Source organism: Streptomyces sp. Q6 (genome assembly GCF_036967205.1).
In the GTDB taxonomy this organism is placed as follows: domain Bacteria; phylum Actinomycetota; class Actinomycetes; order Streptomycetales; family Streptomycetaceae; genus Streptomyces; species Streptomyces citrinus.
On sequence record NZ_CP146022.1, the window covers coordinates 3,512,695 to 3,535,359 of the forward strand.

General features: G+C 67.0%; 32 protein-coding genes. 4 read left to right on the forward strand and 28 right to left on the reverse strand.

Features of this window, described 5'->3' with window-relative positions; genetic code table 11:
- Positions 1 to 17: 17 nt before the first annotated feature.
- From V2W30_RS16250 to rpsJ, 23 genes are all read right to left on the reverse strand, one after another.
- Positions 18 to 665 carry an adenylate kinase gene (locus V2W30_RS16250; RefSeq protein ID WP_338697278.1) on the reverse strand — a complete coding sequence of 216 codons (648 nt, stop codon included), beginning with the start codon at positions 663 to 665 and terminating at the stop codon, positions 18 to 20.
- Positions 665 to 1,978, reverse strand: coding sequence for a preprotein translocase subunit SecY (secY, locus tag V2W30_RS16255; RefSeq protein WP_338697280.1), 1,314 nt, complete (start codon positions 1,976 to 1,978; stop codon positions 665 to 667). Before secY ends, V2W30_RS16250 begins: the two co-directional genes overlap by 1 nt.
- A gap of 234 nt (positions 1,979 to 2,212) precedes the next feature.
- Positions 2,213 to 2,668, reverse strand: a complete 456-nt coding sequence (gene rplO / locus V2W30_RS16260) for a 50S ribosomal protein L15 (protein WP_338697281.1) — start codon at positions 2,666 to 2,668, stop codon at positions 2,213 to 2,215.
- A 1-nt stretch (position 2,669) separates the two neighbouring features.
- Complete coding sequence (rpmD, locus tag V2W30_RS16265) at positions 2,670 to 2,849, reverse strand: 50S ribosomal protein L30 (RefSeq protein WP_052580766.1); 180 nt, start codon at positions 2,847 to 2,849, stop codon at positions 2,670 to 2,672.
- Positions 2,849 to 3,451: a 30S ribosomal protein S5 gene (gene rpsE, locus V2W30_RS16270; protein WP_338697288.1), complete on the reverse strand. Its 603-nt coding sequence runs from the start codon at positions 3,449 to 3,451 to the stop codon at positions 2,849 to 2,851. Before rpsE ends, rpmD begins: the two co-directional genes overlap by 1 nt.
- A gap of 41 nt (positions 3,452 to 3,492) precedes the next feature.
- Positions 3,493 to 3,876, reverse strand: a complete 384-nt coding sequence (rplR, locus tag V2W30_RS16275) for a 50S ribosomal protein L18 (RefSeq protein WP_338697290.1) — start codon at positions 3,874 to 3,876, stop codon at positions 3,493 to 3,495.
- A 3-nt stretch (positions 3,877 to 3,879) separates the two neighbouring features.
- Positions 3,880 to 4,419 carry a 50S ribosomal protein L6 gene (gene rplF / locus V2W30_RS16280; RefSeq protein ID WP_338697292.1) on the reverse strand — a complete coding sequence of 180 codons (540 nt, stop codon included), beginning with the start codon at positions 4,417 to 4,419 and terminating at the stop codon, positions 3,880 to 3,882.
- A 24-nt stretch (positions 4,420 to 4,443) separates the two neighbouring features.
- Positions 4,444 to 4,842 carry a 30S ribosomal protein S8 gene (gene rpsH / locus V2W30_RS16285; protein ID WP_018528360.1) on the reverse strand — a complete coding sequence of 133 codons (399 nt, stop codon included), beginning with the start codon at positions 4,840 to 4,842 and terminating at the stop codon, positions 4,444 to 4,446.
- A 226-nt stretch (positions 4,843 to 5,068) separates the two neighbouring features.
- Positions 5,069 to 5,254: a type Z 30S ribosomal protein S14 gene (locus V2W30_RS16290; protein ID WP_003956452.1), complete on the reverse strand. Its 186-nt coding sequence runs from the start codon at positions 5,252 to 5,254 to the stop codon at positions 5,069 to 5,071.
- A gap of 5 nt (positions 5,255 to 5,259) precedes the next feature.
- Positions 5,260 to 5,817 carry a 50S ribosomal protein L5 gene (rplE, locus tag V2W30_RS16295; protein ID WP_338697294.1) on the reverse strand — a complete coding sequence of 186 codons (558 nt, stop codon included), beginning with the start codon at positions 5,815 to 5,817 and terminating at the stop codon, positions 5,260 to 5,262.
- Entirely contained in the window at positions 5,817 to 6,140 is a 324-nt protein-coding gene (gene rplX / locus V2W30_RS16300; RefSeq protein WP_016645174.1) for a 50S ribosomal protein L24, read from the reverse strand. The genes rplE and rplX overlap by 1 nt, the downstream gene beginning before the upstream one ends.
- A gap of 2 nt (positions 6,141 to 6,142) precedes the next feature.
- Positions 6,143 to 6,511 (reverse strand): 50S ribosomal protein L14, encoded by a 369-nt coding sequence (rplN, locus tag V2W30_RS16305; protein WP_003974257.1) that lies wholly within the window; start codon positions 6,509 to 6,511, stop codon positions 6,143 to 6,145.
- A 148-nt stretch (positions 6,512 to 6,659) separates the two neighbouring features.
- Positions 6,660 to 6,944, reverse strand: a complete 285-nt coding sequence (gene rpsQ / locus V2W30_RS16310; protein WP_018528358.1) for a 30S ribosomal protein S17 — start codon at positions 6,942 to 6,944, stop codon at positions 6,660 to 6,662.
- Positions 6,944 to 7,168, reverse strand: coding sequence for a 50S ribosomal protein L29 (gene rpmC, locus V2W30_RS16315; RefSeq protein ID WP_010036720.1), 225 nt, complete (start codon positions 7,166 to 7,168; stop codon positions 6,944 to 6,946). The genes rpsQ and rpmC overlap by 1 nt, the downstream gene beginning before the upstream one ends.
- Positions 7,168 to 7,587, reverse strand: a complete 420-nt coding sequence (gene rplP / locus V2W30_RS16320) for a 50S ribosomal protein L16 (protein ID WP_055553500.1) — start codon at positions 7,585 to 7,587, stop codon at positions 7,168 to 7,170. Before rplP ends, rpmC begins: the two co-directional genes overlap by 1 nt.
- Positions 7,588 to 7,592: 5 nt before the next feature.
- Positions 7,593 to 8,429, reverse strand: a complete 837-nt coding sequence (gene rpsC, locus V2W30_RS16325) for a 30S ribosomal protein S3 (protein WP_338697302.1) — start codon at positions 8,427 to 8,429, stop codon at positions 7,593 to 7,595.
- Positions 8,429 to 8,776 carry a 50S ribosomal protein L22 gene (gene rplV / locus V2W30_RS16330; RefSeq protein WP_004571827.1) on the reverse strand — a complete coding sequence of 116 codons (348 nt, stop codon included), beginning with the start codon at positions 8,774 to 8,776 and terminating at the stop codon, positions 8,429 to 8,431. Before rplV ends, rpsC begins: the two co-directional genes overlap by 1 nt.
- A 42-nt stretch (positions 8,777 to 8,818) precedes the next feature.
- Positions 8,819 to 9,100 carry a 30S ribosomal protein S19 gene (gene rpsS / locus V2W30_RS16335; protein WP_111663848.1) on the reverse strand — a complete coding sequence of 94 codons (282 nt, stop codon included), beginning with the start codon at positions 9,098 to 9,100 and terminating at the stop codon, positions 8,819 to 8,821.
- 12 nt (positions 9,101 to 9,112) lie between these two features.
- Positions 9,113 to 9,949 carry a 50S ribosomal protein L2 gene (rplB, locus tag V2W30_RS16340; protein ID WP_338697304.1) on the reverse strand — a complete coding sequence of 279 codons (837 nt, stop codon included), beginning with the start codon at positions 9,947 to 9,949 and terminating at the stop codon, positions 9,113 to 9,115.
- 39 nt (positions 9,950 to 9,988) lie between these two features.
- A complete protein-coding gene (rplW, locus tag V2W30_RS16345; protein WP_018528352.1) occupies positions 9,989 to 10,405 on the reverse strand; it encodes a 50S ribosomal protein L23 in 417 nt (138 codons plus the stop codon).
- Complete coding sequence (gene rplD / locus V2W30_RS16350; protein WP_338697305.1) at positions 10,405 to 11,058, reverse strand: 50S ribosomal protein L4; 654 nt, start codon at positions 11,056 to 11,058, stop codon at positions 10,405 to 10,407. Before rplD ends, rplW begins: the two co-directional genes overlap by 1 nt.
- 5 nt (positions 11,059 to 11,063) lie before the next feature.
- Complete coding sequence (rplC, locus tag V2W30_RS16355; RefSeq protein ID WP_338697306.1) at positions 11,064 to 11,708, reverse strand: 50S ribosomal protein L3; 645 nt, start codon at positions 11,706 to 11,708, stop codon at positions 11,064 to 11,066.
- Positions 11,709 to 11,725: 17 nt separating this feature from the next.
- Positions 11,726 to 12,034, reverse strand: a complete 309-nt coding sequence (rpsJ, locus tag V2W30_RS16360) for a 30S ribosomal protein S10 (RefSeq protein WP_003948644.1) — start codon at positions 12,032 to 12,034, stop codon at positions 11,726 to 11,728.
- Between the two features lie 959 nt (positions 12,035 to 12,993).
- On the opposite strand from rpsJ, the gene V2W30_RS16365 reads away from it, so the two are divergent.
- The 4 genes from V2W30_RS16365 to V2W30_RS16380 all read left to right on the forward strand — a co-directional run bounded on the left by V2W30_RS16365 (position 12,994) and on the right by V2W30_RS16380 (position 17,307).
- Positions 12,994 to 15,009 (forward strand): PIG-L family deacetylase, encoded by a 2,016-nt coding sequence (locus tag V2W30_RS16365; protein WP_338697307.1) that lies wholly within the window; start codon positions 12,994 to 12,996, stop codon positions 15,007 to 15,009.
- Positions 15,010 to 15,146: 137 nt separating this feature from the next.
- Positions 15,147 to 15,602: a hypothetical protein gene (locus tag V2W30_RS16370; protein WP_338697308.1), complete on the forward strand. Its 456-nt coding sequence runs from the start codon at positions 15,147 to 15,149 to the stop codon at positions 15,600 to 15,602.
- Positions 15,599 to 16,987: a hypothetical protein gene (locus V2W30_RS16375; RefSeq protein ID WP_338697309.1), complete on the forward strand. Its 1,389-nt coding sequence runs from the start codon at positions 15,599 to 15,601 to the stop codon at positions 16,985 to 16,987. The genes V2W30_RS16370 and V2W30_RS16375 overlap by 4 nt, the downstream gene beginning before the upstream one ends.
- Positions 16,984 to 17,307: a hypothetical protein gene (locus tag V2W30_RS16380; RefSeq protein WP_338697310.1), complete on the forward strand. Its 324-nt coding sequence runs from the start codon at positions 16,984 to 16,986 to the stop codon at positions 17,305 to 17,307. Before V2W30_RS16375 ends, V2W30_RS16380 begins: the two co-directional genes overlap by 4 nt.
- A 120-nt stretch (positions 17,308 to 17,427) precedes the next feature.
- Here V2W30_RS16380 and tuf read toward each other — a convergent pair whose 3' ends face one another.
- From tuf to V2W30_RS16405, 5 genes are all read right to left on the reverse strand, one after another.
- Positions 17,428 to 18,621, reverse strand: coding sequence for an elongation factor Tu (tuf, locus tag V2W30_RS16385; RefSeq protein ID WP_338697311.1), 1,194 nt, complete (start codon positions 18,619 to 18,621; stop codon positions 17,428 to 17,430).
- A gap of 221 nt (positions 18,622 to 18,842) precedes the next feature.
- Entirely contained in the window at positions 18,843 to 20,969 is a 2,127-nt protein-coding gene (gene fusA, locus V2W30_RS16390; protein ID WP_338697312.1) for an elongation factor G, read from the reverse strand.
- Positions 20,970 to 21,008: 39 nt separating this feature from the next.
- Positions 21,009 to 21,479, reverse strand: a complete 471-nt coding sequence (rpsG, locus tag V2W30_RS16395) for a 30S ribosomal protein S7 (RefSeq protein WP_119286186.1) — start codon at positions 21,477 to 21,479, stop codon at positions 21,009 to 21,011.
- 2 nt (positions 21,480 to 21,481) lie between these two features.
- Positions 21,482 to 21,853 (reverse strand): 30S ribosomal protein S12, encoded by a 372-nt coding sequence (gene rpsL / locus V2W30_RS16400; protein WP_003948652.1) that lies wholly within the window; start codon positions 21,851 to 21,853, stop codon positions 21,482 to 21,484.
- Positions 21,854 to 22,145: 292 nt separating this feature from the next.
- Positions 22,146 to 22,622 (reverse strand): DUF1707 and DUF4190 domain-containing protein, encoded by a 477-nt coding sequence (locus V2W30_RS16405; RefSeq protein WP_338703640.1) that lies wholly within the window; start codon positions 22,620 to 22,622, stop codon positions 22,146 to 22,148.
- Positions 22,623 to 22,665 lie beyond the last annotated feature (43 nt).

Below are 22,665 nucleotides of genomic sequence, written 5' to 3' on the forward strand. Positions count from 1 at the left end.
GGCGAAGAACAGGACGACTAGCGCCCCAGGGCCTCCATGGCCCGCGCCGTGACCTCTTCCACCTTGCCGAGGGCGGAGATCGTCACGACGAGCCCCTGCTCCCGGTAGTAGTCGATGATCGGCTCGGTCTGCGTGTGGTAGACCTCGAGCCGCTTGCGCACGGTCTCTTCCTTGTCGTCGTCACGCTGGTACAGCTCGCCGCCGCAGACGTCACAGACGCCCTCGGCCTTCGGCTGCTTGTACGCGACGTGGAAGACGTGTGCCGAGTCGTTACGGCAGATGCGGCGGCCGGCGATGCGCTTGACCACCTCGTCCTCGGGGACCTCCAGGTCCAGGACCGCGTCCAGCTTCACGTCGTCGCCCTTGAGGGCGACGTCCAGCGCCTCGGCCTGCGAGACGTTGCGGGGGAAGCCGTCGAGCAGGAAGCCGTTCTCGGCGTCCGGCTGTTCCATGCGGTCCTTGGCCATCCCGATGGTGACCTCGTCCGGTACCAGGTGACCCGCGTCCATGTAGGACTTCGCCTGCTTGCCGAGATCCGTGCCCTTGCTGATGTTGGCACGGAAGAGGTCGCCCGTGGAGATGTGCGGGATCGACAGGTTCTGCGCAAGGTACGCGGCCTGCGTTCCCTTGCCAGCACCGGGCGGCCCGACGAGGACGATTCGCATCAGCGGAGGAACCCTTCGTAATTGCGCTGCTGGAGCTGGCTCTCGATCTGCTTCACCGTCTCCAGACCAACACCCACGATGATCAGGATGCTGGTGCCGCCGAAGGGGAAGTTCTGGTTTGCCCCGAAACCAACCAACGCCATCGTCGGTACGAGAGCGATCAGACCCAAGTACAGCGAACCCGGCCAGGTGATCCGGTTGAGCACGTACGAAAGGTACTCAGCGGTCGGTCGGCCAGCCCGGATGCCCGGGATGAAGCCACCATACTTCTTCATGTTGTCCGCGACTTCCTCGGGGTTGAACGAGATCGCCACGTAGAAGAACGCGAAGAAAACGATCAGGAGGAAGTACGTGACGATGTAAATCGGGTGATTTCCCTTGGTCAGGTGGTCGTCGATCCACAGCTTCCAGGACGAGTCGCCGCCCGCGAACTGCGCGACGAGTGCCGGGATGTAGAGGAGGGACGAGGCGAAGATGACAGGGATCACACCCGCCTGATTCACCTTGAGCGGGATGTACGTGGACGTACCACCGTAGGAACGACGGCCGACCATGCGCTTCGCGTACTGCACCGGGATACGGCGCTGGGCCTGCTCGACGAAGACGACCAGGCCGACCATGACGAGGCCGACGAGGATGACGGTGCCGAACTCGATCCAGCCGTCGGCCAGCGAACCACCCTGCTTGATGGCCCACAGGGCGGACGGGAAGGTGGCGGCGATCGAGATGAACATCAGGATCGACATGCCGTTGCCGATGCCCTTGTCGGTGATCAGCTCGCCGAGCCACATCATCACGCAGGTACCGGCGGTCATCGTGATGACCATCGTGATGGTGATGAAGATCGACTGGTCCGGCACGATCTCGCTCGCGACGGGGCAGCCCTGGAAGAGGGCGCCCGTGCGGGCGGTGGCCACGAGGCCGGTGCCTTGCAGGATGGCGAGCGCCACGGTCAGGTAACGCGTGTACTGCGTGATCTTCGCCGTACCGGCCTGCCCCTCCTTCTTGAGGGCTTCGAGGCGGGGGATCACCACGGTGAGCAGCTGCAGAATGATGCTCGCGGTGATGTACGGCATGATGCCGAGCGCGAAGACCGTGATCTGCAACAGCGCGCCACCGCTGAACATGTTGACCAGACCGAACAGTCCGGTACTGGAGCTGGCCTGGTCCATGCACGTCTGGACGTTCGAGTAATCGACGCCGGGGATGGGCACATGTGCGCCGAGCCGGTAGATCACGACGATGCCGAGCGTGAAGAGCAGCTTCTTGCGCAGGTCGGGCGTCTTGAACGCCCGGGCGAACGCGGTGAGCACGGTGCCTCCTGCGACCCCCGCGCGCGTGCGTCAGAGGTGACGGTCTTGAGGATTCGACGAATAGGTAACGCTCAAAGTCCGGGATTGGTGCCGGGGGCACGCAAAGCCCAGAAATTAACAGCGGACGCCACCTTACCGGCGGACCCGCCCCCCTAGGAACGACCAACCGGGGATACCCCTTTTGTGGGGTATCCCCGGTCGGGATCGCTCACGTCATCGAGACGTCCGAGTGACTCAGACGAGCTCGGTGACCGTACCGCCGGCGGCGGTGATCTTCTCCTTGGCGGAGCCGGAGACGGCGTCGACCGTCACCTGCAGCGCCACGGTGATCTCGCCCTGGCCCAGGACCTTGACGAGGCTGTTCTTGCGGACAGCACCCTTCTCCACCAGACCCTCGACGGTGACTTCGCCACCCTCGGGGTACAGCGAGGCGAGCTTGTCCAGGTTCACGACCTGGAACTCGACCTTGAAGGGGTTCCGGAAGCCCTTCAGCTTCGGGAGACGCATGTGGAGGGGCATCTGGCCACCCTCGAAGCGCTCCGGAACCTGGTAACGGGCCTTCGTGCCCTTCGTACCACGACCGGCCGTCTTACCCTTCGACGCCTCACCACGACCGACACGGGTCTTGGCGGTCTTGGCGCCGGGGGCCGGACGGAGGTTGTGGATCTTCAGCGGGTTGTTCTCCGCCATGTCAGACCTCCTCAACCGTCACGAGGTGGCGGACGGTGTGCACCATGCCGCGGAACTCGGGGCGGTCCTCCTTGACGACCTGCGTGTTGATGCCCTTGAGACCAAGGGAACGCAGGGTGTCACGGTGGTTCTGCTTGCTGCCGATGTACGACTTAACCTGCGTGATCTTGAGCTGCGCCATTACGCACCAGCCCCGGCACGCGCACGAAGCAGAGCCGCGGGAGCGACGTCCTCGAGGGGCAGACCACGGCGAGCCGCGATCTCCTCGGGACGCTGCAGGCCCTGAAGGGCCGCCACGGTCGCGTGCACGATGTTGATCGCGTTGTCGGAGCCCAGGGACTTCGACAGGATGTCGTGAACGCCGGCGCACTCGAGCACGGCGCGCACCGGACCACCGGCGATAACGCCGGTACCCGGGGACGCGGGCTTGAGCAGCACGACGCCGGCAGCCTTCTCACCCTGGATCGGGTGCGGGATGGTGCCCTGGATACGGGGGACCTTGAAGAAGTGCTTCTTGGCCTCCTCAACACCCTTGGCGATGGCGGCCGGCACCTCCTTGGCCTTGCCGTAACCGACACCCACGGTGCCGTCACCGTCGCCCACTACGACGAGCGCAGTGAAGCTGAAGCGACGACCACCCTTCACAACCTTGGCGACACGGTTGATCGCGACAACGCGCTCAACGTATGCGGTCTTCTCGGCGGCAGCGCCACCGTCGCGACCCTTCCGGTCCCGCCGCTCGCCGCCACCGGCACCGCCACCGCGGCGCTGGGGTCCAGCCATTGGAATTACCTCTCTCTGTTTCCGCTAGCTACGGAACCGACTCAGAACTTGAGTCCGGCTTCGCGGGCGGCGTCCGCCAGGGCAGCGATGCGCCCGGCGTACTGGTTTCCACCACGGTCGAACACGACAGCCTCGACACCGGCGGCCTTGGCGCGCTCGGCAACCAGGGCGCCGACCGACTTGGCCTGCGTGGACTTGTCGCCCTCGCCACCGCGGATCGAAGCGTCCAGGGTGGAAGCCGACGCGAGGGTGTGACCCTTCACGTCGTCGATCACCTGGGCGACGATGTTGCGGTTCGAGCGGGTGACGACCAGGCGCGGACGCTCCGCCGTACCGGAGATGCTCTTCCGGATACGGATGTGGCGACGCTTGATGGCAGCACGCTTGTAAGCGTCGCCCTTCAGAATCTTCTGCCCGTATGCCATGGCTTACTTACCCGCCTTTCCGACCTTGCGGCGGATGACTTCGCCTTCGTACTTGACACCCTTGGCCTTGTACGGGTCGGGCTTGCGCAGCTTGCGGATGTTGGCCGCAACCTCGCCGACCTTCTGCTTGTCGATGCCCTCGACCGAGAACTTGGTCGCCGATTCGACCTTGAACGAGATGCCCTCGGGCGCCTCGATCAGGATCGGGTGGCTGTAGCCGAGCGAGAACTCCAGGTTGGAGCCCTTCGCCAGGACGCGGTAACCGACACCGCTGATCTCGAGCTTCTTCACGTAACCCGTGGTCACGCCGGTGATCATGTTCGCCACCAGCGTGCGGGACAGGCCGTGCAGGGCCTTGTTCTGACGCTCGTCGTTCGGGCGGGTGACGTTCAGGACGCCGTCCTCACCCTTGGCGATCTCGATCGGCGCCACGACGGTGTGGCTCAGGGTGCCCTTGGAACCCTTCACCGTGACCGTCTGGCCGTCGATGGTGACGTCCACGCCGGCGGGAACCGTGATGGGGAGCTTGCCAATACGCGACATAGCTGTTTCCTCCGATTCCTTCCGCTACCAGACGTAGGCGAGGACTTCCCCACCCACGCCCTTCTTGCCTGCCTGCTGGCCGGTCAGGAGACCGTGGGACGTGGAGATGATCGCCACGCCCAGGCCACCGAGAACCTTCGGCAGGTTGGTGGACTTCGCGTAAACACGCAGACCCGGCTTGGAGATGCGCTTGATGCCGGCGATCGAACGCTCACGGTTCGGGCCGAACTTCAGCTCCAGGACGAGGTTCTTGCCGACTTCGGCGTCCTCGACCTTCCAGCCGGTGATGAAACCCTCCTGCTGGAGGATCTCGGCGATGTGCGACTTGATCTTGCTGTGCGGCATAGCCACGGTGTCGTGGTACGCCGAGTTCGCGTTCCGCAGACGCGTAAGCATGTCTGCGATCGGATCAGTCATGGTCATGAATTGGCCTTCGGCCTCTCTCGCCGGGGTTTCCTGTATGCGCCATCCCTCTCCCCACACAGAGGCGGGACGGGTGCGGCACGGGGACCTACGGCGTAGTAAGTCGGTCAGGGCGGCAGAAGCGCCCAACCCTCCTAGCCTAAGCCATGAGAGCTGGGGCCACTGCCGACCCGTTACTTACCGAGAGATCCAAGCAATCCCCTACGCCCCAAGGGGCAGTAGGTGATTACCAGGAGCTCTTGGTCACGCCCGGCAGCTCGCCACGGTGAGCCATCTCACGAAGGCACACGCGGCACAGGCCGAACTTGCGGTACACGGAGTGCGGACGGCCGCAGCGCTGGCAGCGGGTGTACGCGCGCACACCGAACTTGGGCTTACGAGCAGCCTTGGCAATGAGAGCCTTCTTCGCCATCTCGCTTACGCCTCCTTGAACGGGAAGCCGAGGTGACGGAGAAGGGCACGGCCCTCAGCGTCGTTGGTCGCCGTGGTGACCACGGTGATGTCCATACCCCGGACGCGGTCGATCTTGTCCTGGTCGATCTCGTGGAACATGACCTGCTCGGTGAGACCGAAGGTGTAGTTGCCACGGCCGTCGAACTGCTTGGGAGACAGACCACGGAAGTCGCGGATGCGCGGAAGCGCGAGCGACAGGGTGCGGTCCAGGAACTCCCACATGCGGTCGCCACGAAGCGTGACGTGAGCACCGATCGGCTGGCCCTCACGCAGCTTGAACTGCGCGATGGACTTGCGGGCCTTGGTGATGGCCGGCTTCTGACCGGTGATCGTCGTCAGGTCACGGACGGCACCGTCCATGAGCTTCGAGTCACGGGCGGCGTCGCCGACACCCATGTTCACGACGATCTTCACGAGACCGGGGATCTGCATGACGTTCTCGTAGGAGAACTCTTCCTGCAGCTTCGCCGCGATCTCCTCGCGGTACTTCGTCTTGAGACGCGGAGTGGTGGTGGTCGTCATCAGATGTCCTCACCCGTCCGCTTGGCAACGCGGATCTTGTTGCCCTCGTCGTCGAAGCGGTAACCGACACGCGTGACGACCTTGTTGCCGTCCTTCTCAACGACCAGCTGGACGTTGGAGACGTGGACAGGCGCCTCGGTCGTGACGATGCCGCCGGCCTGCGAACCGCTGGCGGTCGGGCCGGCCTTCGTGTGCTTCTTGACCCGGTTGACACCCTCGACCAGGACGCGCTCGTCGCGCGGGTAAGCGGCAATGACCTTGCCCTGCTTGCCCTTGTCCTTACCGGTGATGACCTGGACCAGGTCGCCCTTCTTGATCTTCATGCTTACAGCACCTCCGGCGCGAGCGAGATGATCTTCATGAACTTCTTCTCGCGCAGCTCACGGCCCACCGGGCCGAAGATACGGGTGCCGCGAGGGTCGCCGTCGTTCTTCAGAATGACGGCGGCGTTCTCGTCGAAGCGGATGTACGAGCCGTCCGGACGGCGGCGCTCCTTGACGGTGCGAACGATGACAGCCTTGACGACGTCACCCTTCTTCACGTTGCCGCCGGGGATCGCGTCCTTGACGGTGGCGACGATGACGTCACCGATGCCCGCGTAGCGGCGACCCGAACCACCGAGAACACGGATGGTGAGGATTTCCTTCGCACCCGTGTTGTCGGCGACCCGAAGTCGCGACTCCTGCTGGATCACGTCTATCTCCTGATCGTCTGCCGGTTCCCGGCAGGGGTTCCGTGCGGAACCCCTGCCGAGCCTGGCGGAACTGTCCTGCGGAGTTTCCCGCAGGAATTACTTGGCCTGTCGAAGGCGAGGCACAGCGGGGGCCTGAGCCCCCGCCGGACTACTTCGCCTTCTCGAGGATCTCGACGATGCGCCAGCGCTTGGTCGCCGACAGCGGACGCGTCTCCATCAGGAGGACGCGGTCGCCGACGCCGGCAGCGTTCTGCTCGTCGTGCGCCTTGAGCTTGTTCGTACGGCGGATGACCTTGCCGTACAGCGCGTGCTTGACGCGGTCCTCGACAGCGACGACGACGGTCTTGTCCATCTTGTCGCTGACGACAAGACCCTCACGGGTCTTGCGGAAGCCGCGGGCGGCAGTCTCTTCAGTCACAGTCTTCTCGCTCATCAGGCGCTCTCCACCGTCTCGATGCCCAGCTCGCGCTCACGCATGAGGGTGTAGATCCGCGCGATGTCCTTGCGGACGGCCTTGAGCCGTCCGTGGTTCTCGAGCTGACCGGTCGCCGCCTGGAAGCGGAGGTTGAACAGCTCTTCCTTGGCCTCGCGGAGCTTGTTGAGAAGCTCCTCGTTGCCCAGCTCGCGCAGCTCGGACGCCTTGGTCCCGGCCGACATCACGCCTCACCTGCTTCGCGCTTAACGATCTTGCACTTCATCGGCAGCTTGTGGGCCGCACGAGTCAGAGCTTCACGCGCGATCTTCTCGTTGGGGTACGACAGCTCGAACATCACGCGTCCGGGCTTGACGTTGGCGATCCACCACTCCGGCGAACCCTTACCGGAACCCATGCGGGTCTCGGCAGGCTTCTTGGTGAGGGGACGGTCCGGGTAAATGTTGATCCAGACCTTGCCACCACGCTTGATGTGGCGGGTCATCGCGATACGCGCGGCCTCGATCTGACGGTTGGTGACGTACGCCGGCGTGAGCGCCTGGATGCCGTACTCACCGAACGCAACCTGCGTGCCACCCTTGCTCATACCCGAGCGCTTGGGGTGGTGCTGCTTGCGGTGCTTGACCCGACGGGGGATCAGCATGGTGGTCAGGCCTCCGTTCCGGTGCTCTCAGCAGCCGGAGCAGCGGCAGCCTCGGCCTTGGGGGCCTCGGCGGCCGGAGCCGTCTGCTGTGCGGGCTTGCGGCCGCGGCCGCCACGCTCGCCACCGCGGCCACCACGGCCGGCGGGACGGTCGTTGCCACCACGGGCCGGGCGGTTACCCGCACGGGCCGCGGCGTTCTCGGCGCGAACCTCGGCGATGTTCTTGACGTCGCCCTTGTAGATCCAGACCTTCACGCCGATGCGGCCGAAGGTCGTCTTGGCCTCGAAGAAGCCGTAGTCCACGTTGGCGCGGAGCGTGTGCAGGGGCACACGGCCCTCGCGGTAGAACTCCGAACGGGACATCTCGGCACCGCCGAGACGACCGCCACACTGGATCTTGATGCCCTTGGCGCCGGCCTTCATCGACGACTGCATGCTCTTACGCATGGCGCGACGGAAGGAGACGCGGGAGGACAGCTGCTCCGCGACGGCCTGGGCCACGAGCTGAGCGTCGACCTCGGGGTTCTTGACCTCGAGGATGTTCAGCTGGACCTGCTTGCCCGTGAGCTTCTCGAGGTCACCGCGGATGCGGTCGGCCTCGGCGCCACGACGGCCGATGACGATGCCGGGACGAGCGGTGTGGATGTCCACACGCACGCGGTCACGGGTGCGCTCGATCTCCACCTTCGAGATGCCGGCGCGCTCCATGCCGGACGTCATCATCCGACGGATGGCGACGTCTTCCTTGACGTAGTCCTTGTACAGCTTGTCGGCGTACCAACGCGACTTGAAGTCGGTCGTGACACCGAGCCGGAACCCGTGCGGGTTTACCTTCTGGCCCATTACCGGGTTCCTTCCTTGCTGCTGACGACCACGGTGATGTGGCTGGTCCGCTTACGGATCCGGTAGGCACGGCCCTGGGCACGCGGACGGAACCGCTTCAGGGTCGGGCCCTCGTCCACGTACGCCTCGCTGATGACCAGCGAAGACGCATCGGTGTGGTCGTAGTTGTGTGCAGCGTTGGCGATGGCGCTGTCCAGCACCTTGCCAACCGGCACGCTCGCGGCCTGCGGGGCGAAACGCAGGACCGCCTGAGCCTCCGTGGCATCCATGCCACGGATGAGGTCCACCACGCGGCGGGCCTTCATGGGCGTGACGCGGATGTACCGCGCCTGGGCCCTGGCTTCCATGGTTGTCCCTTCGGTGTTAGTCATAGTCGATTCCACCCCGCCTTAGCGGCGCTTCGACTTCCGGTCGTCCTTGACGTGACCCCGGAAGGTGCGCGTCGGCGAGAACTCGCCGAGCTTGTGGCCGACCATCGACTCGGTGACGAACACCGGGATGTGGGTCTTGCCGTTGTGCACCGCGATCGTGTGGCCCAGCATGCTGGGGATGATCATCGAGCGGCGGGACCAGGTCTTGATGACGTTCTTGGTACCGGCTTCGTTCTGTACGTCCACCTTCTTTACGAGGTGTCCGTCGACGAAGGGTCCCTTCTTGAGACTGCGCGGCATCTAAACCCGCTCCTAGCGCTTCTTGTTCGTCTTGCGGCGGCGGACGATGTACTTGTTCGAAGCCTTCTTCGGCGAACGAGTACGACCCTCCTTCTGACCCCACGGCGAGACCGGGTGACGACCACCGGAGGTCTTGCCTTCACCACCACCGTGCGGGTGGTCAACCGGGTTCATCGCCACACCGCGAACGGTCGGACGAACGCCCAGCCAGCGCTTGCGGCCGGCCTTGCCCCAGTTGATGTTCGACTGCTCGGCGTTGCCGACCTCGCCGATCGTCGCGCGGCAGCGCACGTCGACCAGGCGGATCTCGCCGGAGGGCATACGAAGGTGGGCCATCGAGCCCTCCTTCGCCAGCAGCTGCACGGAGGCACCCGCGGAGCGGGCGAACTTGGCGCCGCCGCCCGGACGGAGCTCGATCGCGTGGATCGTGGTACCGACCGGGATGTTGCGCAGAGCAAGGTTGTTGCCCGGCTTGATGTCGGCCGAAGGGCCGTTCTCGACCCGGTCACCCTGCGACAGGTTGCGGGGGGCGAGGATGTAACGCTTCTCGCCGTCCGCGTAGTGCAGCAGCGCGATGCGCGCGGTGCGGTTCGGGTCGTACTCGATGTGCGCGACCTTCGCCGGCACGCCGTCCTTGTCGTGACGACGGAAGTCGATCACGCGGTAGGCGCGCTTGTGGCCACCACCCTGGTGGCGAACGGTCACACGACCGGCGTTGTTACGGCCGCCCTTGCTGTGCAGCGGGCGGACCAGCGACTTCTCCGGCGTGGACCGCGTGACCTCGACGAAGTCGGCGACGCTCGAGCCACGACGGCCCGGCGTAGTCGGCTTGTACTTGCGGATTCCCATTTCTCAGTCCTCGTCCGATATTCGGACCAGGGCGCTCCGTTAGGAGGCCTGGCCGAAGATGTCGATACGGTCGCCCTCAGCGAGGGTCACAATCGCGCGCTTGGAGTCGGCACGCTTGCCGAAACCGGTGCGGGTGCGCTTGCGCTTGCCCTGGCGGTTGAGCGTGTTGACGCCGGTGACCTTGACCGAGAAGACCGCCTCGACGGCCTGCTTGATCTGGGTCTTGTTGGCGCCGGGCGCCACGACGAAGGTGTACTTGCCCTCGTCGAGAAGCGCGTAGCTCTTCTCCGAGACGACCGGCTTGACGAGAACGTCACGGGGGTCCGTGAAGCTCTTGCTCAGCGGGGTCTCGACGGTGTTCTTGCCCTCGGTGGCGTGGCGCTTCGCCTTGGCGACGCGCGCGGCCTTGGCGGCCTTGGCGGCCTTCGAGGCGATGCTCGGGTGACGCGTAGCCATCAGGCTTCGCTCCCTTCGGTGTCAGCGGCCTTGGGGCCAGACACGAAGGACTCGAAAGCGGCCTGGGTGAAGACCACGTCGTCCGAGACGAGAACGTCGTACGTGTTCAGCTGGCCCGGCTCCAGGATGTGGACCTGGGGCAGGTTGCGAGCGGAGAGCAGCGAGGCCTCGTCAGCGCGGTCGATCACGAGGAGCAGGTTCTTGCGCTCCGAGATCTTGCCGAGCAGCGACTTCGCGGCCTTCGTGGAGACTCCGCCGTCGACCACGCCGGTGACGACGTGGATGCGAGCGTTGCGGGCCCGGTCGGTGAGGGCGTGGCGCAGGGCCGCGGCCTTCATCTTCTTCGGGGTCCGCTGCGAGTAGTCACGCGGGGTGGGGCCGTGAACGACGCCACCGCCCGCGAACTGCGGCGCGCGGGTCGAACCCTGGCGGGCGCGGCCGGTGCCCTTCTGGCGGTAAGGCTTCTTACCGCCACCACGGACCTCGCCACGACGCTTGACCTTGTGCGTGCCCTGACGGGCCGCGGCCAGCTGCGCGACGACAACCTGGTGGAGCAGCGGAACGCTGATCTTCTCTACGTCGAAGATCTCGGCCGGGAGCTCGACGGTCCCGGTCTTGTCGCCGGAGGGCGACAGAATGTCAATGGTGCTCATAGTCCTCAGGCCCCCTTGGCCGCAGTGCGGACCAGGACGAGGCCGCCGTTCGGACCAGGAACCGCGCCCTTGATGAGGAGCAGGCCCTTCTCCGCGTCAACGGCGTGAACGGTCAGGTTCTGGGTGGTGACCCGCTCGTTGCCCATGCGACCCGCCATGCGCATGCCCTTGAAGACACGGCCGGGGGTGGCACAGCCACCGATGGAACCGGGCATACGGTGCACACGGTGGGCACCGTGCGACGCCTTGCCACCCTTGAAGTTGTGGCGCTTCATGACACCGGCGAAGCCCTTGCCCTTGCTCTTCGCCGTGACGTCGACCTTGACGCCCGACTCGAAGACCTCGGCAGTGATCTCCTGGCCCAGCGTGTACTCGCTGGCGCCGGAGGTGCGGAGCTCCACCAGGTGGCGGCGCGGGGTCACGTCGGCCTTGGCGAAGTGGCCCTTGAGGGGCTTGTTCACCTTGCGCGGGTCGATCTCGCCGAAGGCGATCTGGACCGACTCGTAGCCGTCCACATCGTTCGTACGGACCTGGGTCACGACGTTCGGGCCGGCCTTGACGACGGTGACCGGAACAACACGGTTGTTCTCGTCCCACACCTGCGTCATGCCGAGCTTCTCGCCCAGGATGCCCTTGATCTGCTTAGTCATCTTCAGATCACCGGCCCTCAGAGCTTGATCTCGATGTCGACACCGGCCGGGAGGTCGAGTCGCATCAGGGAGTCAACGGTCTTCGGGGTGGGGTCGAGGATGTCGATGAGGCGCTTGTGCGTGCGCATCTCGAAGTGCTCGCGAGAGTCCTTGTACTTGTGCGGCGACTTGATGACGCAGTACACGTTCTTCTCGGTAGGCAGCGGCACCGGGCCCGCGACCGACGCACCAGTACGCGTCACCGTCTCGACGATCTTCTTCGCCGAGGAGTCGATGACCTCGTGGTCGTAGGCCTTGAGCCGGATGCGGATCTTCTGTCCCGCCATGGCTACTTAGTAGTCCTGTCTCTCGTAACGCTCTGGAACCTGAGGGCCCTGTTTCACACTTCCTCCGACCCACGCGGTCGGGCGTGTCGCAGTCCCGCTGACAGAAATATCCATACGGACTTCCCTGCTAGGGGAGCTGCGGCCCTGAGCCGCAAGGCTGGGGGAAGAAACCCACCAGGTGCCTGGTCTCGCCCCTCACTGAGCTTCCCGGAAGATTCCCGTACGTCCGCCCAAGCGCTGCCGCAAGCGACAGATAGGGCGACGAGTACTGTGGGACTCGCTTCCGGTCCTCCCGGCGGGAGGCGCGCAGCATCGGCACTCAACCGAGCAACCCCGACAGTCTGCCATACGGGGCATGTCCGGGGCCAATCGAGCCGTAGAGAGTACCCGGTGAGTGACGAAGGTCAAACCCGGGGTACGGACGGCGCGAGCCGAGAGGGCTCGCGCTCCGGCCACCTGTGGCCGTGGTGACGGCCTGCATGTCTGAGCACGGGGGTGCGGCGGACCAGCCGCCTCGAATCCCGAGATCACGCCTCTTGGACTACCCGGAGACGGCCGACGCCCCGGCCCCGCCTCCCGGGGAACCCGAGCCCATGACCGGGGAACCCGAGCCGGCGGCGGCCGCGGATCCCGGGCGGCCGGCGACCGCAGGCCCGGCACCATCGGTGGCCGAGCATCCCGAACTGACCGCGCGTAAAAGGGAGTTCGCCGCACGGCTGGGCCCTGGCCGGCGCGCTGGGACCAAGGCGGCGCCCCGGGCAAACGGGCTCGCTCCCGGCACCCCCGGCCTGATCCGTTACCGCTGACCCGGTTCCGCCGCGGCCGCCCCGTCCGGGTGAACGGAACATGTACGCGCATGGAACCCGGCCCCCCGGGCGACCCTCTAGCCAGGTGAACCACCTGAACCGAGGCGCGTGCCCGATCGACCGCTGCCTCCACAGCGGACGGAGAGCACCACCATGCGGAAGAGACCTGCGATACCGCAGCCCGATTCGCGAGGTAAGAGCGGTATCTCCCGGCGCAGTCTCGTCGTCGGCACCGCCGTCGCCGGCGCTCTCACCGCCTGTTCCCGCGTCACCCCCGCTCCCCCGCCGCACACCACCGCCCCGTCCCCCGCGTCGGGCCGCCCCGCCGCCCAGGCCGAGCGTGCCCTGCTGCTCCAGGTCCTCGCCCACCCCGACGACGACCTGTACTTCATGAACCCGGACACCCGGCAGGCACTGTCCGCCGGGACTCCGCTCGTCTGCGTCTACGTCACCGCCGGCGAGGCCGACGGCGTGAACCGGACGCCGACGGACCGCGCCCCCGCCCCGAACAAGGCCGCCTACTCCGCCGCCCGCCACCAGGGCCTGCGCCAGTCGTACGCGACCCAGCTCGGCCTGCCCGTCTTCACCCCCTGGCAGACGGGCGTGCTGCGCCTGCCGGGCGGCTTCCGCGCCGAGGTCGACACCCTCGAACACCAGGGCCGCCGCGTCGAGTTGGTGTACCTGAACCTCGCGATGCACACCCCGGCGGGCCACATGGGCGTCCCCGCGCTCTGGCGCGACCGCGGCCTCCTCCTGCGCACACTCGTCCCGGACGGCGCACCGCTGCGCGCCGTCCAGACGTACGACTACGACTCCCTGGTCGATGTCCTCGTCGGGCTCTTCGAGCGCTACCGGCCGACCCTCGTGCAGACCCTCGACCCCGACCCGGACATCCAGCTCAGTGACCGGATCACACAGATCCGCGACAGCGAGCAGCCCGGCTACTCGGACCACGCCGACCACACCGCCGTCGCCTGTTTCAGCTGGGCCGCGCTGATCCGCTGGGCACAGGAGGCCAAGGGCGGGCCGCCCGCGTTCGTGGCCACCGCCTTCCGCGGCTACTACAACCACCACTGGCCCAAGAACCTCCCGCCCCAGATCCTGGACCAGAAGGCCGCCCAGCTCGTCCCGTACGGCGCGGCCCCCGACTGGAGCTGCGGCAACCCGTCCGGCTGCGGCGACTACAACGTCGGCGGCGACCGCCCCCTCACCAACCGCAAGGGCTGGGTCCGCGCCACCCACCACCGCTATCCGGGCCCCCGGCTCGCGCTCGCCGAGAACGCCGACGGCCGCGTCACGGCGTACGGCGTCCTCGGCCTGCGCGCGGTGCGGTACGAGGAGCGGGCCGACGGGAGCGGCGCGTTCGGCGCCCCCGTCGACCTCGGCGGCGGCCCGCTCGCTCCGGTGCTCGGCAGCGCCGTACTGCCCGGCGGCCGCCACCTGGTGTTCGGCCTGCGGCTCGCGGCGATCGAGGGCAGGGGCGGCCCCGACGTGCGGGAGATCGTGGTCCTGGAGCGGCGCGGCCCGCGCGCGTACGGCTCCTGGACGGGTCTCGGCAACCCCGAGAGCGACGCCGACCGCGGTCGCCGGATCGGGGTCCCGGTCGCCGTCACCGCCCCCGACGGCCGCGTCCACCTCTTCGTACGCACCGCGGACCAGGGCATCAGCACCCGCGTGCGCGCCACGGCCGGGACCTGGTCGCCGTGGCGCGACCTCGGCGGCGGTCCCGTGCAGGACGGGCTCACCGCGGTCGTCGGGGACGACCGGCAGGTGCACGTGTACGCGCCCGGCCACTCCACCGTGCACCACTGGACCCCGGCGGGACCCGACCCGCTCACCGGTCTGCCCACCCCCGCCGACGCGATAGCCGCGGCGGGCAGCCGCCTCTACTACCGGCCCCCGGCCGCCGACCGGCTGCTCTCCCCCGGCGGCCCGGACGTGGAGTTCCCCGGGTACGGACCGGTGACGGCCGCGGGGCCCTACCTCCTGGGCCGCGATGTCACCGGCCGCGTCCAGCTCCTGCACGACGGCCGGATCACCCGCCCGGTCACGGCCCCGGTCACGCTCGACGGCCCGGCGCTGCTCGCGGGCCGGCTCGGGCCGACGGCGGCGGGCCTGTCCCCCGATGCCCGGCCCTGGCTGTGGCGGCCCTCCCAGGCGAAGGCCTGAGACCCGCCCCGAGCTCGGCCTGACAGGTACACGATTTGCAGCGGAACGGTGACGCCGCGGGGCTCCCCCGGCCGCCCGCCCCGATGCCATGATCGATTGGTGGTCCGTCACGGGGGCGGACCGGCAAGGGGGACGACATGTCATTCGACGAGGAGTGGGCCCGGTTAAAGGCCGACGCCCTGGAACGCCGCTCGACGGGGATGCGGCTCAACCAGCTCCCGGCGGACGCCGGTGGCGGAGGCGGGAACACGGGCGCGCCCGCGGCCGGCACCCTCATCGCCAAGGCCGAGTCCATCAACGGCAACGCGAACCTGCTGATCGAGATAGCCGGTCTGCTCCAGGAGGGCAGACCCGACGCCGAACTCACCACCCTGGCCCGCGATCCGCGCGCCCACGAGGACGTCGCGGCGGCGGTCACCCGGTTCGCCACGTTCGCCGGTGACCAGTACCTGGACGCGGTCGCCCTGTTCGCCGCGCTCTCCACCAAGCTCCGTACCGCGGGCGGCGACTTCGTGAAGATCGAGGACGACACCGCGCAGCGCTTCCTGGACAAGGTCCTCGACGGCAGTTACCTCTCACCGGAGGCGCGATGAGCACCGGCATCAGCCACCGCAAGGACGTCGAGTTCCTGGAGAGTTGCAGCCCGCCGCTCGTCCAGCGCAACGCCGACGAGTTCAAGCGCGTACACGACCTGCTGACGTCGGCCGATCCGTCCGCCGAGCGGGCCGAGAAGCACACGCAGTGGAAGAGCGAGGGCAGCACCCACTACGAGGGCCGCCTCAGCGAGGGCCGCAAGCTGGTCACCCTGCTCGCCGACGGCTACGCGCAGGCCGCGACGGCCCTGAGCGACTACGCGGCCGCCCTGACCACCGCCAAGTCGTACTACTCCAGCGGCAAGCGGACCGAGCAGTCCCTCGCCGACCTGATCCACACCAAGGGCACGGCCATCACCCGCGAGGCCCAGGAGGCCGAGCCCATGCGGCAGTGGGAGGACATGCGGGCCACCACCGGCGTCATGGACTTCTTCGCCGAGCTGACCATGGACGTCGACGACATCAAGGACGAGGCGAACCGGCTGCACGACGCGGCGGGCTCCGACTTCCACCTGGCCAAGACCACGGAGAAGGAGGCCCGCGACCTCTGCACGCACCGGCTGAAGCAGGCGTACGACATGGTGCCGGAGTTCCGTACGTACGCGGGCCGCACCGATCTCGTGTCGGCCATCCCGGAGCTGCGCCGCGAGGCCGCCGAGGCGAGCTCCAACCCGCTCACCCACCTGCCCGGCAGCGGTCCGAAGCAGGACTACTACCCCACGGCCGGCGACCAGATCGTCTCGCCGACGCTGCGCGACATCCGGCTCCAGGTCGCGGGGCTGCCCGGCGCCCGCGACAACTACTGGAACCCGCCGGGGAACGACCAGGAACGCGCCGAGTGGATCACGGCGAACAAGGACATCATCAACGCCGCGGCCCGCAACTCCGGGCTCCCGCCGGACATGGTCGCCGGTATCGCCTGGCAGGAGATCGGCGGACAGCCCGGCATCCTCGACGACATGACCGACACCATCCGTGAGCAGGCCGACTCCCCGCTGAGTCCGATCATCCCGGAGAACCTGCCCTGGCGGCTCGGCGGCGACCCCGACAACACGTCGATGGGCCCCATCGCGATCCAGGTGCGGCGCGGCGCCGAGGTCCTCGGCTACGACCCGGACCACCTCACGGACCAGCAGCGCGGCATGGTGGAGGAGGCCCTCCAGGATCCGGCGCAGAACATGTTCATCGCCTCCGAGTACCTGGCCCAGCTCAAGGCGGAGAGCGAGTTCGCGAACGTACCGCCCGAGGAGATGACCCCGGCCCAGTACCAGGAGCTCGCCGCGCGCTACAACGGCGGCCCGTACTGGCAGTCCGAGGACGCCCAGGGCTACGGGCGCGGCTTCAGCAACAACCTGGACGACGCGAGGAAAGCGCTGCGCTCATGAGCCACCCCACCCTCCCGGACCCGGAGATCGCCGACCGCGGCTGTGTGCGCCTCGTGCTCGCCGTCCCGTTCATCCTGCTCACGCTGGTCGCGGCCTTCTTCTGCTGGACGGCCGTGACGATCGTGCCGTCGGGCCGCTGGGACGACGACGCGTACCGCGGCATCGAGGTGTCCTGCTTCTTCACCGTGTTCCTGGCGGGCGCGGTCGTGATCCTGTGGCTGCTGCCCTCGGTGCGTCGCCTCATGAGCTGGCCGTGGGTGGTCCCGGCCGCGGCCCTGCTGGCGGTCGGCGCGGTGCGCTGGGCGACCTTCTCCCCGTAGCTCCCCGCTCCCCGGAGCCGCGCACGAGGACACGCAGAGAGGGCCCGTACGACCGAAGTCGTACGGGCCCTCTCACAGCTCGCAGGAGCTACCAGGCATCAGCCCAGCAAGTAAGCGGACTTACTTGTTGATCTTGATGACCTGGCCGGCGCCGACGGTCCGGCCACCCTCACGGATGGCGAACTTCAGGCCCTCTTCCATGGCGACGGGCTGGATGAGCTCGACGGTCATCTCAGTGTTGTCACCCGGCATGACCATCTCGGTGCCCTCGGGGAGGGTCACGACGCCGGTCACGTCCGTGGTACGGAAGTAGAACTGCGGGCGGTAGTTGTTGAAGAACGGGGTGTGACGGCCACCCTCGTCCTTCGACAGGATGTAGGCCTGGGCCTCGAACTCGGTGTGCGGCGTGACCGAACCGGGCTTGATGATGACCTGGCCGCGCTCGACGTCCTCGCGCTTGATGCCACGGAGGAGCAGACCGACGTTCTCACCGGCCTGGCCCTCGTCGAGCAGCTTGCGGAACATCTCGATGCCGGTGACCGTGGTGGTGGTCTTCTCGGTCTTGATGCCGATGATGTCGACGGTCTCGTTGACCTTGAGGACACCACGCTCGATACGACCGGTGACGACGGTGCCACGACCGGTGATCGTGAAGACGTCCTCGATCGGCATCAGGAACGGCTTGTCGACGTCACGCTCGGGCTCCGGGATGGACTCGTCGACAGCCTTCATCAGGTTGAGGACGGACTCACCCCACTCCTTGTCGCCCTCGAGCGCCTTGAGCGCCGAGACCTTGACGACCGGCAGGTCGTCGCCCGGGAACTCGTACTCGGAGAGGAGCTCACGGACCTCGAGCTCGACGAGCTCCAGGATCTCCTCGTCGTCCACCATGTCGGCCTTGTTCAGGGCGACGACGATGTACGGAACGCCGACCTGGCGGGCCAGGAGCACGTGCTCCTTGGTCTGCGGCATCGGGCCGTCGGTGGCGGCGACCACGAGGATGGCGCCGTCCATCTGCGCGGCACCCGTGATCATGTTCTTGATGTAGTCCGCGTGACCGGGGCAGTCGACGTGCGCGTAGTGACGCGTCTCCGTCTGGTACTCGACGTGCGCGATCGAGATCGTGATACCGCGCTGGCGCTCCTCAGGAGCCTTGTCGATCTGGTCGAAGGCCGAGGCCTCGTTCAGGTCCGGGTACGCGTCGTGCAGCACCTTGGTAATGGCGGCCGTGAGGGTCGTCTTACCGTGGTCAATGTGACCGATGGTGCCGATGTTGACGTGCGGCTTAGTCCGCTCGAACTTCGCCTTCGCCACTGGGTCCTCCTGTGGAGTGGTTCTGTACGCCTTGCTTCATCGGCGCCAGGTGATCTTTGCTGGACTGCTTCCTCCCGGGGGACGACCCCCGGACCCCCGGCCGAACCCGTAGGCCGGCCGGAGCATCTCCGTGAAGGAGACGGGAAAGCGGATGAGTCCACCGCCGGGAACCCGGGGATTCCCGGTGGTGGAGTCAAGCCTAAAGCGTCAACTCGAGTGAGTTACTCGCCCTTGGCCTTCGCGATGATCTCCTCGGCGACGTTCCGCGGAACCTCGGCGTAGGAGTCGAACTGCATTGAGTAGCTTGCGCGACCCGACGTCTTGCTGCGGAGGTCTCCGACGTAGCCGAACATCTCCGAGAGGGGCACGAGGCCCTTCACGACGCGAGCGCCGCTGCGCTCCTCCATGGCCTGGATCTGGCCACGGCGGGAGTTGATGTCGCCGATGACGTCACCCATGTAGTCCTCGGGCGTGGTGACCTCGACGGCCATCATCGGCTCGAGCAGCACGGGCTTCGCCTGCCGCGCGGCCTCCTTGAAGGCCTGCGAACCGGCGATCTTGAAGGCCAGCTCGGAGGAGTCGACCTCGTGGTACGCACCGTCGAGAAGCGTGACGCGAACGCCCGTCATCTCGTAGCCGGCCAGGATGCCGAACTGCATGGCTTCCTGCGCGCCCGCGTCCACCGACGGGATGTACTCCCGGGGGATGCGGCCACCCGTGACCTTGTTGACGAACTCGTACGAGGCCTCGCCGCCCTCGATGGGCTCGATCGCGATCTGCACCTTGGCGAACTGACCGGTACCACCGGTCTGCTTCTTGTGGGTGTAGTCCACGCGCTCGACGGCCCGACGGATCGTCTCGCGGTACGCGACCTGGGGCTTGCCGACATTCGCCTCGACGCGGAATTCGCGCTTCATGCGGTCGACGAGCACCTCGAGGTGAAGCTCGCCCATACCACCGATGATGGTCTGGCCGGTCTCCTCGTCCGAGTGCACCTGGAAGGAGGGGTCCTCCTCCGAGAGGCGCTGGATGGCGACACCCAGCTTCTCCTGGTCGCCCTTGGACTTCGGCTCGATGGCGACCTGGATGACCGGCGCCGGGAAGTCCATGGACTCCAGGATCACCTGGTGCTTGTCGTCACAGAGCGTCTCGCCCGTGGTGGTCTGCTTCAGACCCATGACGGCGACGATGTCACCGGCACCCACCGACTCGATCTCCTCACGCTTGTTCGCGTGCATACGGTAGATCTTGCCGATGCGCTCCTTCTTGCCCTTGACGGGGTTCAGCACCGCGGTGCCGGACTCCAGGCGGCCCGAGTAAACCCGGACGAAGGTGAGCTTGCCGAGGTGCGGGTCGCTCATGATCTTGAAGGCAAGAGCGGCCAGCGGCTCGTCGTCCGACGGCTTGCGCTTGACGACGACCTCGGGGTCCTTGACGTCGTGGCCCTCGATGGCCTCGACGTCGAGCGGGGTCGGCAGGTAGCGCACGACGGCGTCGAGCAGGGGCTGAACACCCTTGTTCTTGAACGCGGTGCCACAGAACACGGGGGTGACGGTGGTGTCGCCGCCCTTGCCCGAAGCGATGGTGATGCGGCGCACGGCCGCGTAGATCTGCTCCACCGTGGGCTCGGTGCCCTCGAGGTACAGCTCCATCATCTCTTCGTCGTTCTCGGCGATCGCCTCGAGCAGCTTGCCGCGGTACTCATCGGCGGCCTCGGTGTGCGTGGCCGGGATGTCGACGATGTCGTACGCCTCGCCCTTGGCGGCCTCGGCCGACCAGACGAACGCCTTCATCGTGACGAGGTCGACGACACCCTGGAAGTCGGCCTCTGCACCGATGGGCAGCTGCATGACCAGCGGGGTCGCACCGAGGCGGTCGACGATCATGTCGACGCAGCGGTGGAACTCGGCACCGGTACGGTCCAGCTTGTTCACGAAGCAGATGCGCGGCACGCCGTAACGGTCGGCCTGACGCCACACCGTCTCGGACTGCGGCTCAACGCCGGCGACGCCGTCGAACACCGTCACAGCACCATCGAGCACACGCAGGGAGCGCTCCACCTCAACGGTGAAGTCGACGTGCCCGGGGGTGTCGATGATGTTGATCGTGTAGTCGTCGTTCTCGAGCGGCCAGTGACAGGTGGTGGCAGCAGAGGTGATCGTGATGCCACGCTCCTGCTCCTGCTCCATCCAGTCCATCGTGGCGGCGCCGTCGTGGACCTCACCGATCTTGTACGAGACGCCGGTGTAGAAGAGGATCCGCTCAGTCGTGGTCGTCTTGCCCGCGTCGATGTGAGCCATGATGCCGATGTTGCGCACCTTGGCCAGGTCAAGTGAAGTGGTAGCCATAAGGCTTCAGTCTTCTCTCGGTCTCGATGTGGGTAGCGACTACCAGCGGTAGTGCGCGAAGGCCTTGTTGGACTCGGCCATCTTGTGCGTGTCCTCGCGCTTCTTGACGGCCGCACCGAGGCCGTTCGAGGCGTCGAGCAGCTCGTTCGTCAGACGCTCGGTCATCGTCTTCTCGCGACGGGCGCGCGAGTAGCCGACGAGCCAGCGGAGCGCGAGCGTGTTGGCGCGACCGGGCTTGACCTCGATCGGCACCTGGTAGGTGGCGCCACCGACACGGCGGGACTTGACCTCGAGGGTCGGCTTGATGTTCTCCAGCGCGCGCTTCAGCGTGATGACCGGGTCGTTGCCCGACTTCTCACGCAGACCCTCCATGGCGCCGTACACGATGCGCTCGGCGGTGGAGCGCTTGCCGTTCAGCAGCACCTTGTTGATGAGGGAGGTCACCAGAGGAGAACCGTAGACCGGGTCGATGATGACCGGGCGCTTCGGGGCGGGGCCCTTACGAGGCATTCTTACTTCTCCTTCTTGGCGCCGTAGCGGCTGCGGGCCTGCTTGCGGTTCTTGACACCCTGGGTGTCGAGCGAGCCGCGGATGATCTTGTAACGAACACCAGGCAGGTCCTTCACACGGCCGCCACGCACGAGCACGATGGAGTGCTCCTGCAGGTTGTGTCCCTCACCCGGGATGTAGGCCGTGACCTCGATGCCGGAGGTCAGACGCACACGCGCGACCTTACGGAGGGCCGAGTTCGGCTTCTTCGGGGTGGTCGTGAACACACGCGTGCAGACGCCACGGCGCTGGGGCGAACCCTCGAGCGCGGGCGTCTTGTTCTTCTCGACCTTGTCCTGCCGGCCCTTCCGGACCAGCTGCTGGATCGTAGGCACTACTTCTCCGGTTTCTGTGTGCCGATCGTGAAACTAACCTGGAACATCGCCGACCCACGCGGTCGGGTGTGTCGAATACTGCAGGCCCCCGCTCGAAGCGGGTGATCGGCAGATTGCGGTGGCCCTGATCGAAACCTTGACTGGCATCGATCGGGGCTCGCCGTGCGGCTGAAGACACGCACACGAGCCCAGGCACACCCCAGGCACAAGGTCTGAGCGTACCTATCTCATAGGCTGCGGTCAAAACAAATGCCCCGCAGCCAGGACACGCCGGGCGGAGCGTCACTGCCGGCTACGCGCCGCCACTCTGCGCCGCCGCCAGGATCATGATCAACAGGAACAGTGTCCACCCCGCCACCGAGAGCCACCCCAGTACGAGCCCGCCGACGGCCAGCCCGTCGCCCTGCTCGCCGGTGCGCCGGATCTCGGCCCGCGCCATGTGCCCCAGGATCACGGCCGGGATGCCGGTGACACCCGCCGTGAAGAACGTGGCCACCCCGCACGACAGCGCGCCGATCGCCTTGCCGTTGGTGGGCGGCGGCAGCGGAACCGGCATAAACGTCCGCGGCACCGGCGCCTGCGGGAAGGACTGCTGCGGTACGGGCCCCTGCGGCAGGTCCGCGACGAGCACACCCAACTCCCCGACCGTGCGCGCCTGGTAGGCCCGCTCGACCCGCCTCTCGTACTCGTCCTGCGGCAGCCGCCCCTCGGCGAAGCCGGCCCGCAGGACATCGACCGCGCGCTCCCGGTCGGCGTGCGCGGCCAGCATCGAGGGCTGGTGACTCTGCGGCGGCCACGGTGCCGGCTGCCAC

Coding starts and splice junctions, on each gene's coding strand:
- V2W30_RS16380 (WP_338697310.1), top strand. CDS start 16,984: ATGAGCCACCCCACCCTCCCGGACCCGGAGATCGCCGACCGCGGCTGT.
- rpsQ (WP_018528358.1), bottom strand. CDS start 6,944: ATGAGCGAGAAGACTGTGACTGAAGAGACTGCCGCCCGCGGCTTCCGC.
- fusA (WP_338697312.1), bottom strand. CDS start 20,969: ATGGCTACCACTTCACTTGACCTGGCCAAGGTGCGCAACATCGGCATC.
- rpsE (WP_338697288.1), bottom strand. CDS start 3,451: ATGGCTGGACCCCAGCGCCGCGGTGGCGGTGCCGGTGGCGGCGAGCGG.
- V2W30_RS16290 (WP_003956452.1), bottom strand. CDS start 5,254: ATGGCGAAGAAGGCTCTCATTGCCAAGGCTGCTCGTAAGCCCAAGTTC.
- V2W30_RS16365 (WP_338697307.1), top strand. CDS start 12,994: ATGCGGAAGAGACCTGCGATACCGCAGCCCGATTCGCGAGGTAAGAGC.
- rpsH (WP_018528360.1), bottom strand. CDS start 4,842: ATGACCATGACTGATCCGATCGCAGACATGCTTACGCGTCTGCGGAAC.
- rplD (WP_338697305.1), bottom strand. CDS start 11,058: ATGAGCACCATTGACATTCTGTCGCCCTCCGGCGACAAGACCGGGACC.
- rpsG (WP_119286186.1), bottom strand. CDS start 21,479: ATGCCTCGTAAGGGCCCCGCCCCGAAGCGCCCGGTCATCATCGACCCG.
- rplW (WP_018528352.1), bottom strand. CDS start 10,405: ATGGCTACGCGTCACCCGAGCATCGCCTCGAAGGCCGCCAAGGCCGCC.
- rpmC (WP_010036720.1), bottom strand. CDS start 7,168: ATGTCGGCCGGGACCAAGGCGTCCGAGCTGCGCGAGCTGGGCAACGAG.
- rplE (WP_338697294.1), bottom strand. CDS start 5,817: ATGACGACCACCACCACTCCGCGTCTCAAGACGAAGTACCGCGAGGAG.
- V2W30_RS16405 (WP_338703640.1), bottom strand. CDS start 22,622: ATGCTGGCCGCGCACGCCGACCGGGAGCGCGCGGTCGATGTCCTGCGG.
- rpsS (WP_111663848.1), bottom strand. CDS start 9,100: ATGCCGCGCAGTCTCAAGAAGGGACCCTTCGTCGACGGACACCTCGTA.
- V2W30_RS16375 (WP_338697309.1), top strand. CDS start 15,599: ATGAGCACCGGCATCAGCCACCGCAAGGACGTCGAGTTCCTGGAGAGT.
- rplV (WP_004571827.1), bottom strand. CDS start 8,776: ATGGAAGCCAGGGCCCAGGCGCGGTACATCCGCGTCACGCCCATGAAG.
- rplP (WP_055553500.1), bottom strand. CDS start 7,587: ATGCTGATCCCCCGTCGGGTCAAGCACCGCAAGCAGCACCACCCCAAG.
- rplX (WP_016645174.1), bottom strand. CDS start 6,140: ATGAAGATCAAGAAGGGCGACCTGGTCCAGGTCATCACCGGTAAGGAC.
- rpsJ (WP_003948644.1), bottom strand. CDS start 12,034: ATGGCGGGACAGAAGATCCGCATCCGGCTCAAGGCCTACGACCACGAG.
- V2W30_RS16370 (WP_338697308.1), top strand. CDS start 15,147: ATGTCATTCGACGAGGAGTGGGCCCGGTTAAAGGCCGACGCCCTGGAA.
- rplO (WP_338697281.1), bottom strand. CDS start 2,668: ATGGCGGAGAACAACCCGCTGAAGATCCACAACCTCCGTCCGGCCCCC.
- V2W30_RS16250 (WP_338697278.1), bottom strand. CDS start 665: ATGCGAATCGTCCTCGTCGGGCCGCCCGGTGCTGGCAAGGGAACGCAG.
- rplB (WP_338697304.1), bottom strand. CDS start 9,949: ATGGGAATCCGCAAGTACAAGCCGACTACGCCGGGCCGTCGTGGCTCG.
- rplC (WP_338697306.1), bottom strand. CDS start 11,708: ATGACTAAGCAGATCAAGGGCATCCTGGGCGAGAAGCTCGGCATGACG.
- rplF (WP_338697292.1), bottom strand. CDS start 4,419: ATGTCGCGTATTGGCAAGCTCCCCATCACGGTTCCCGCCGGCGTGGAC.
- rpmD (WP_052580766.1), bottom strand. CDS start 2,849: ATGGCGCAGCTCAAGATCACGCAGGTTAAGTCGTACATCGGCAGCAAG.
- rpsC (WP_338697302.1), bottom strand. CDS start 8,429: ATGGGCCAGAAGGTAAACCCGCACGGGTTCCGGCTCGGTGTCACGACC.
- rplR (WP_338697290.1), bottom strand. CDS start 3,876: ATGGCATACGGGCAGAAGATTCTGAAGGGCGACGCTTACAAGCGTGCT.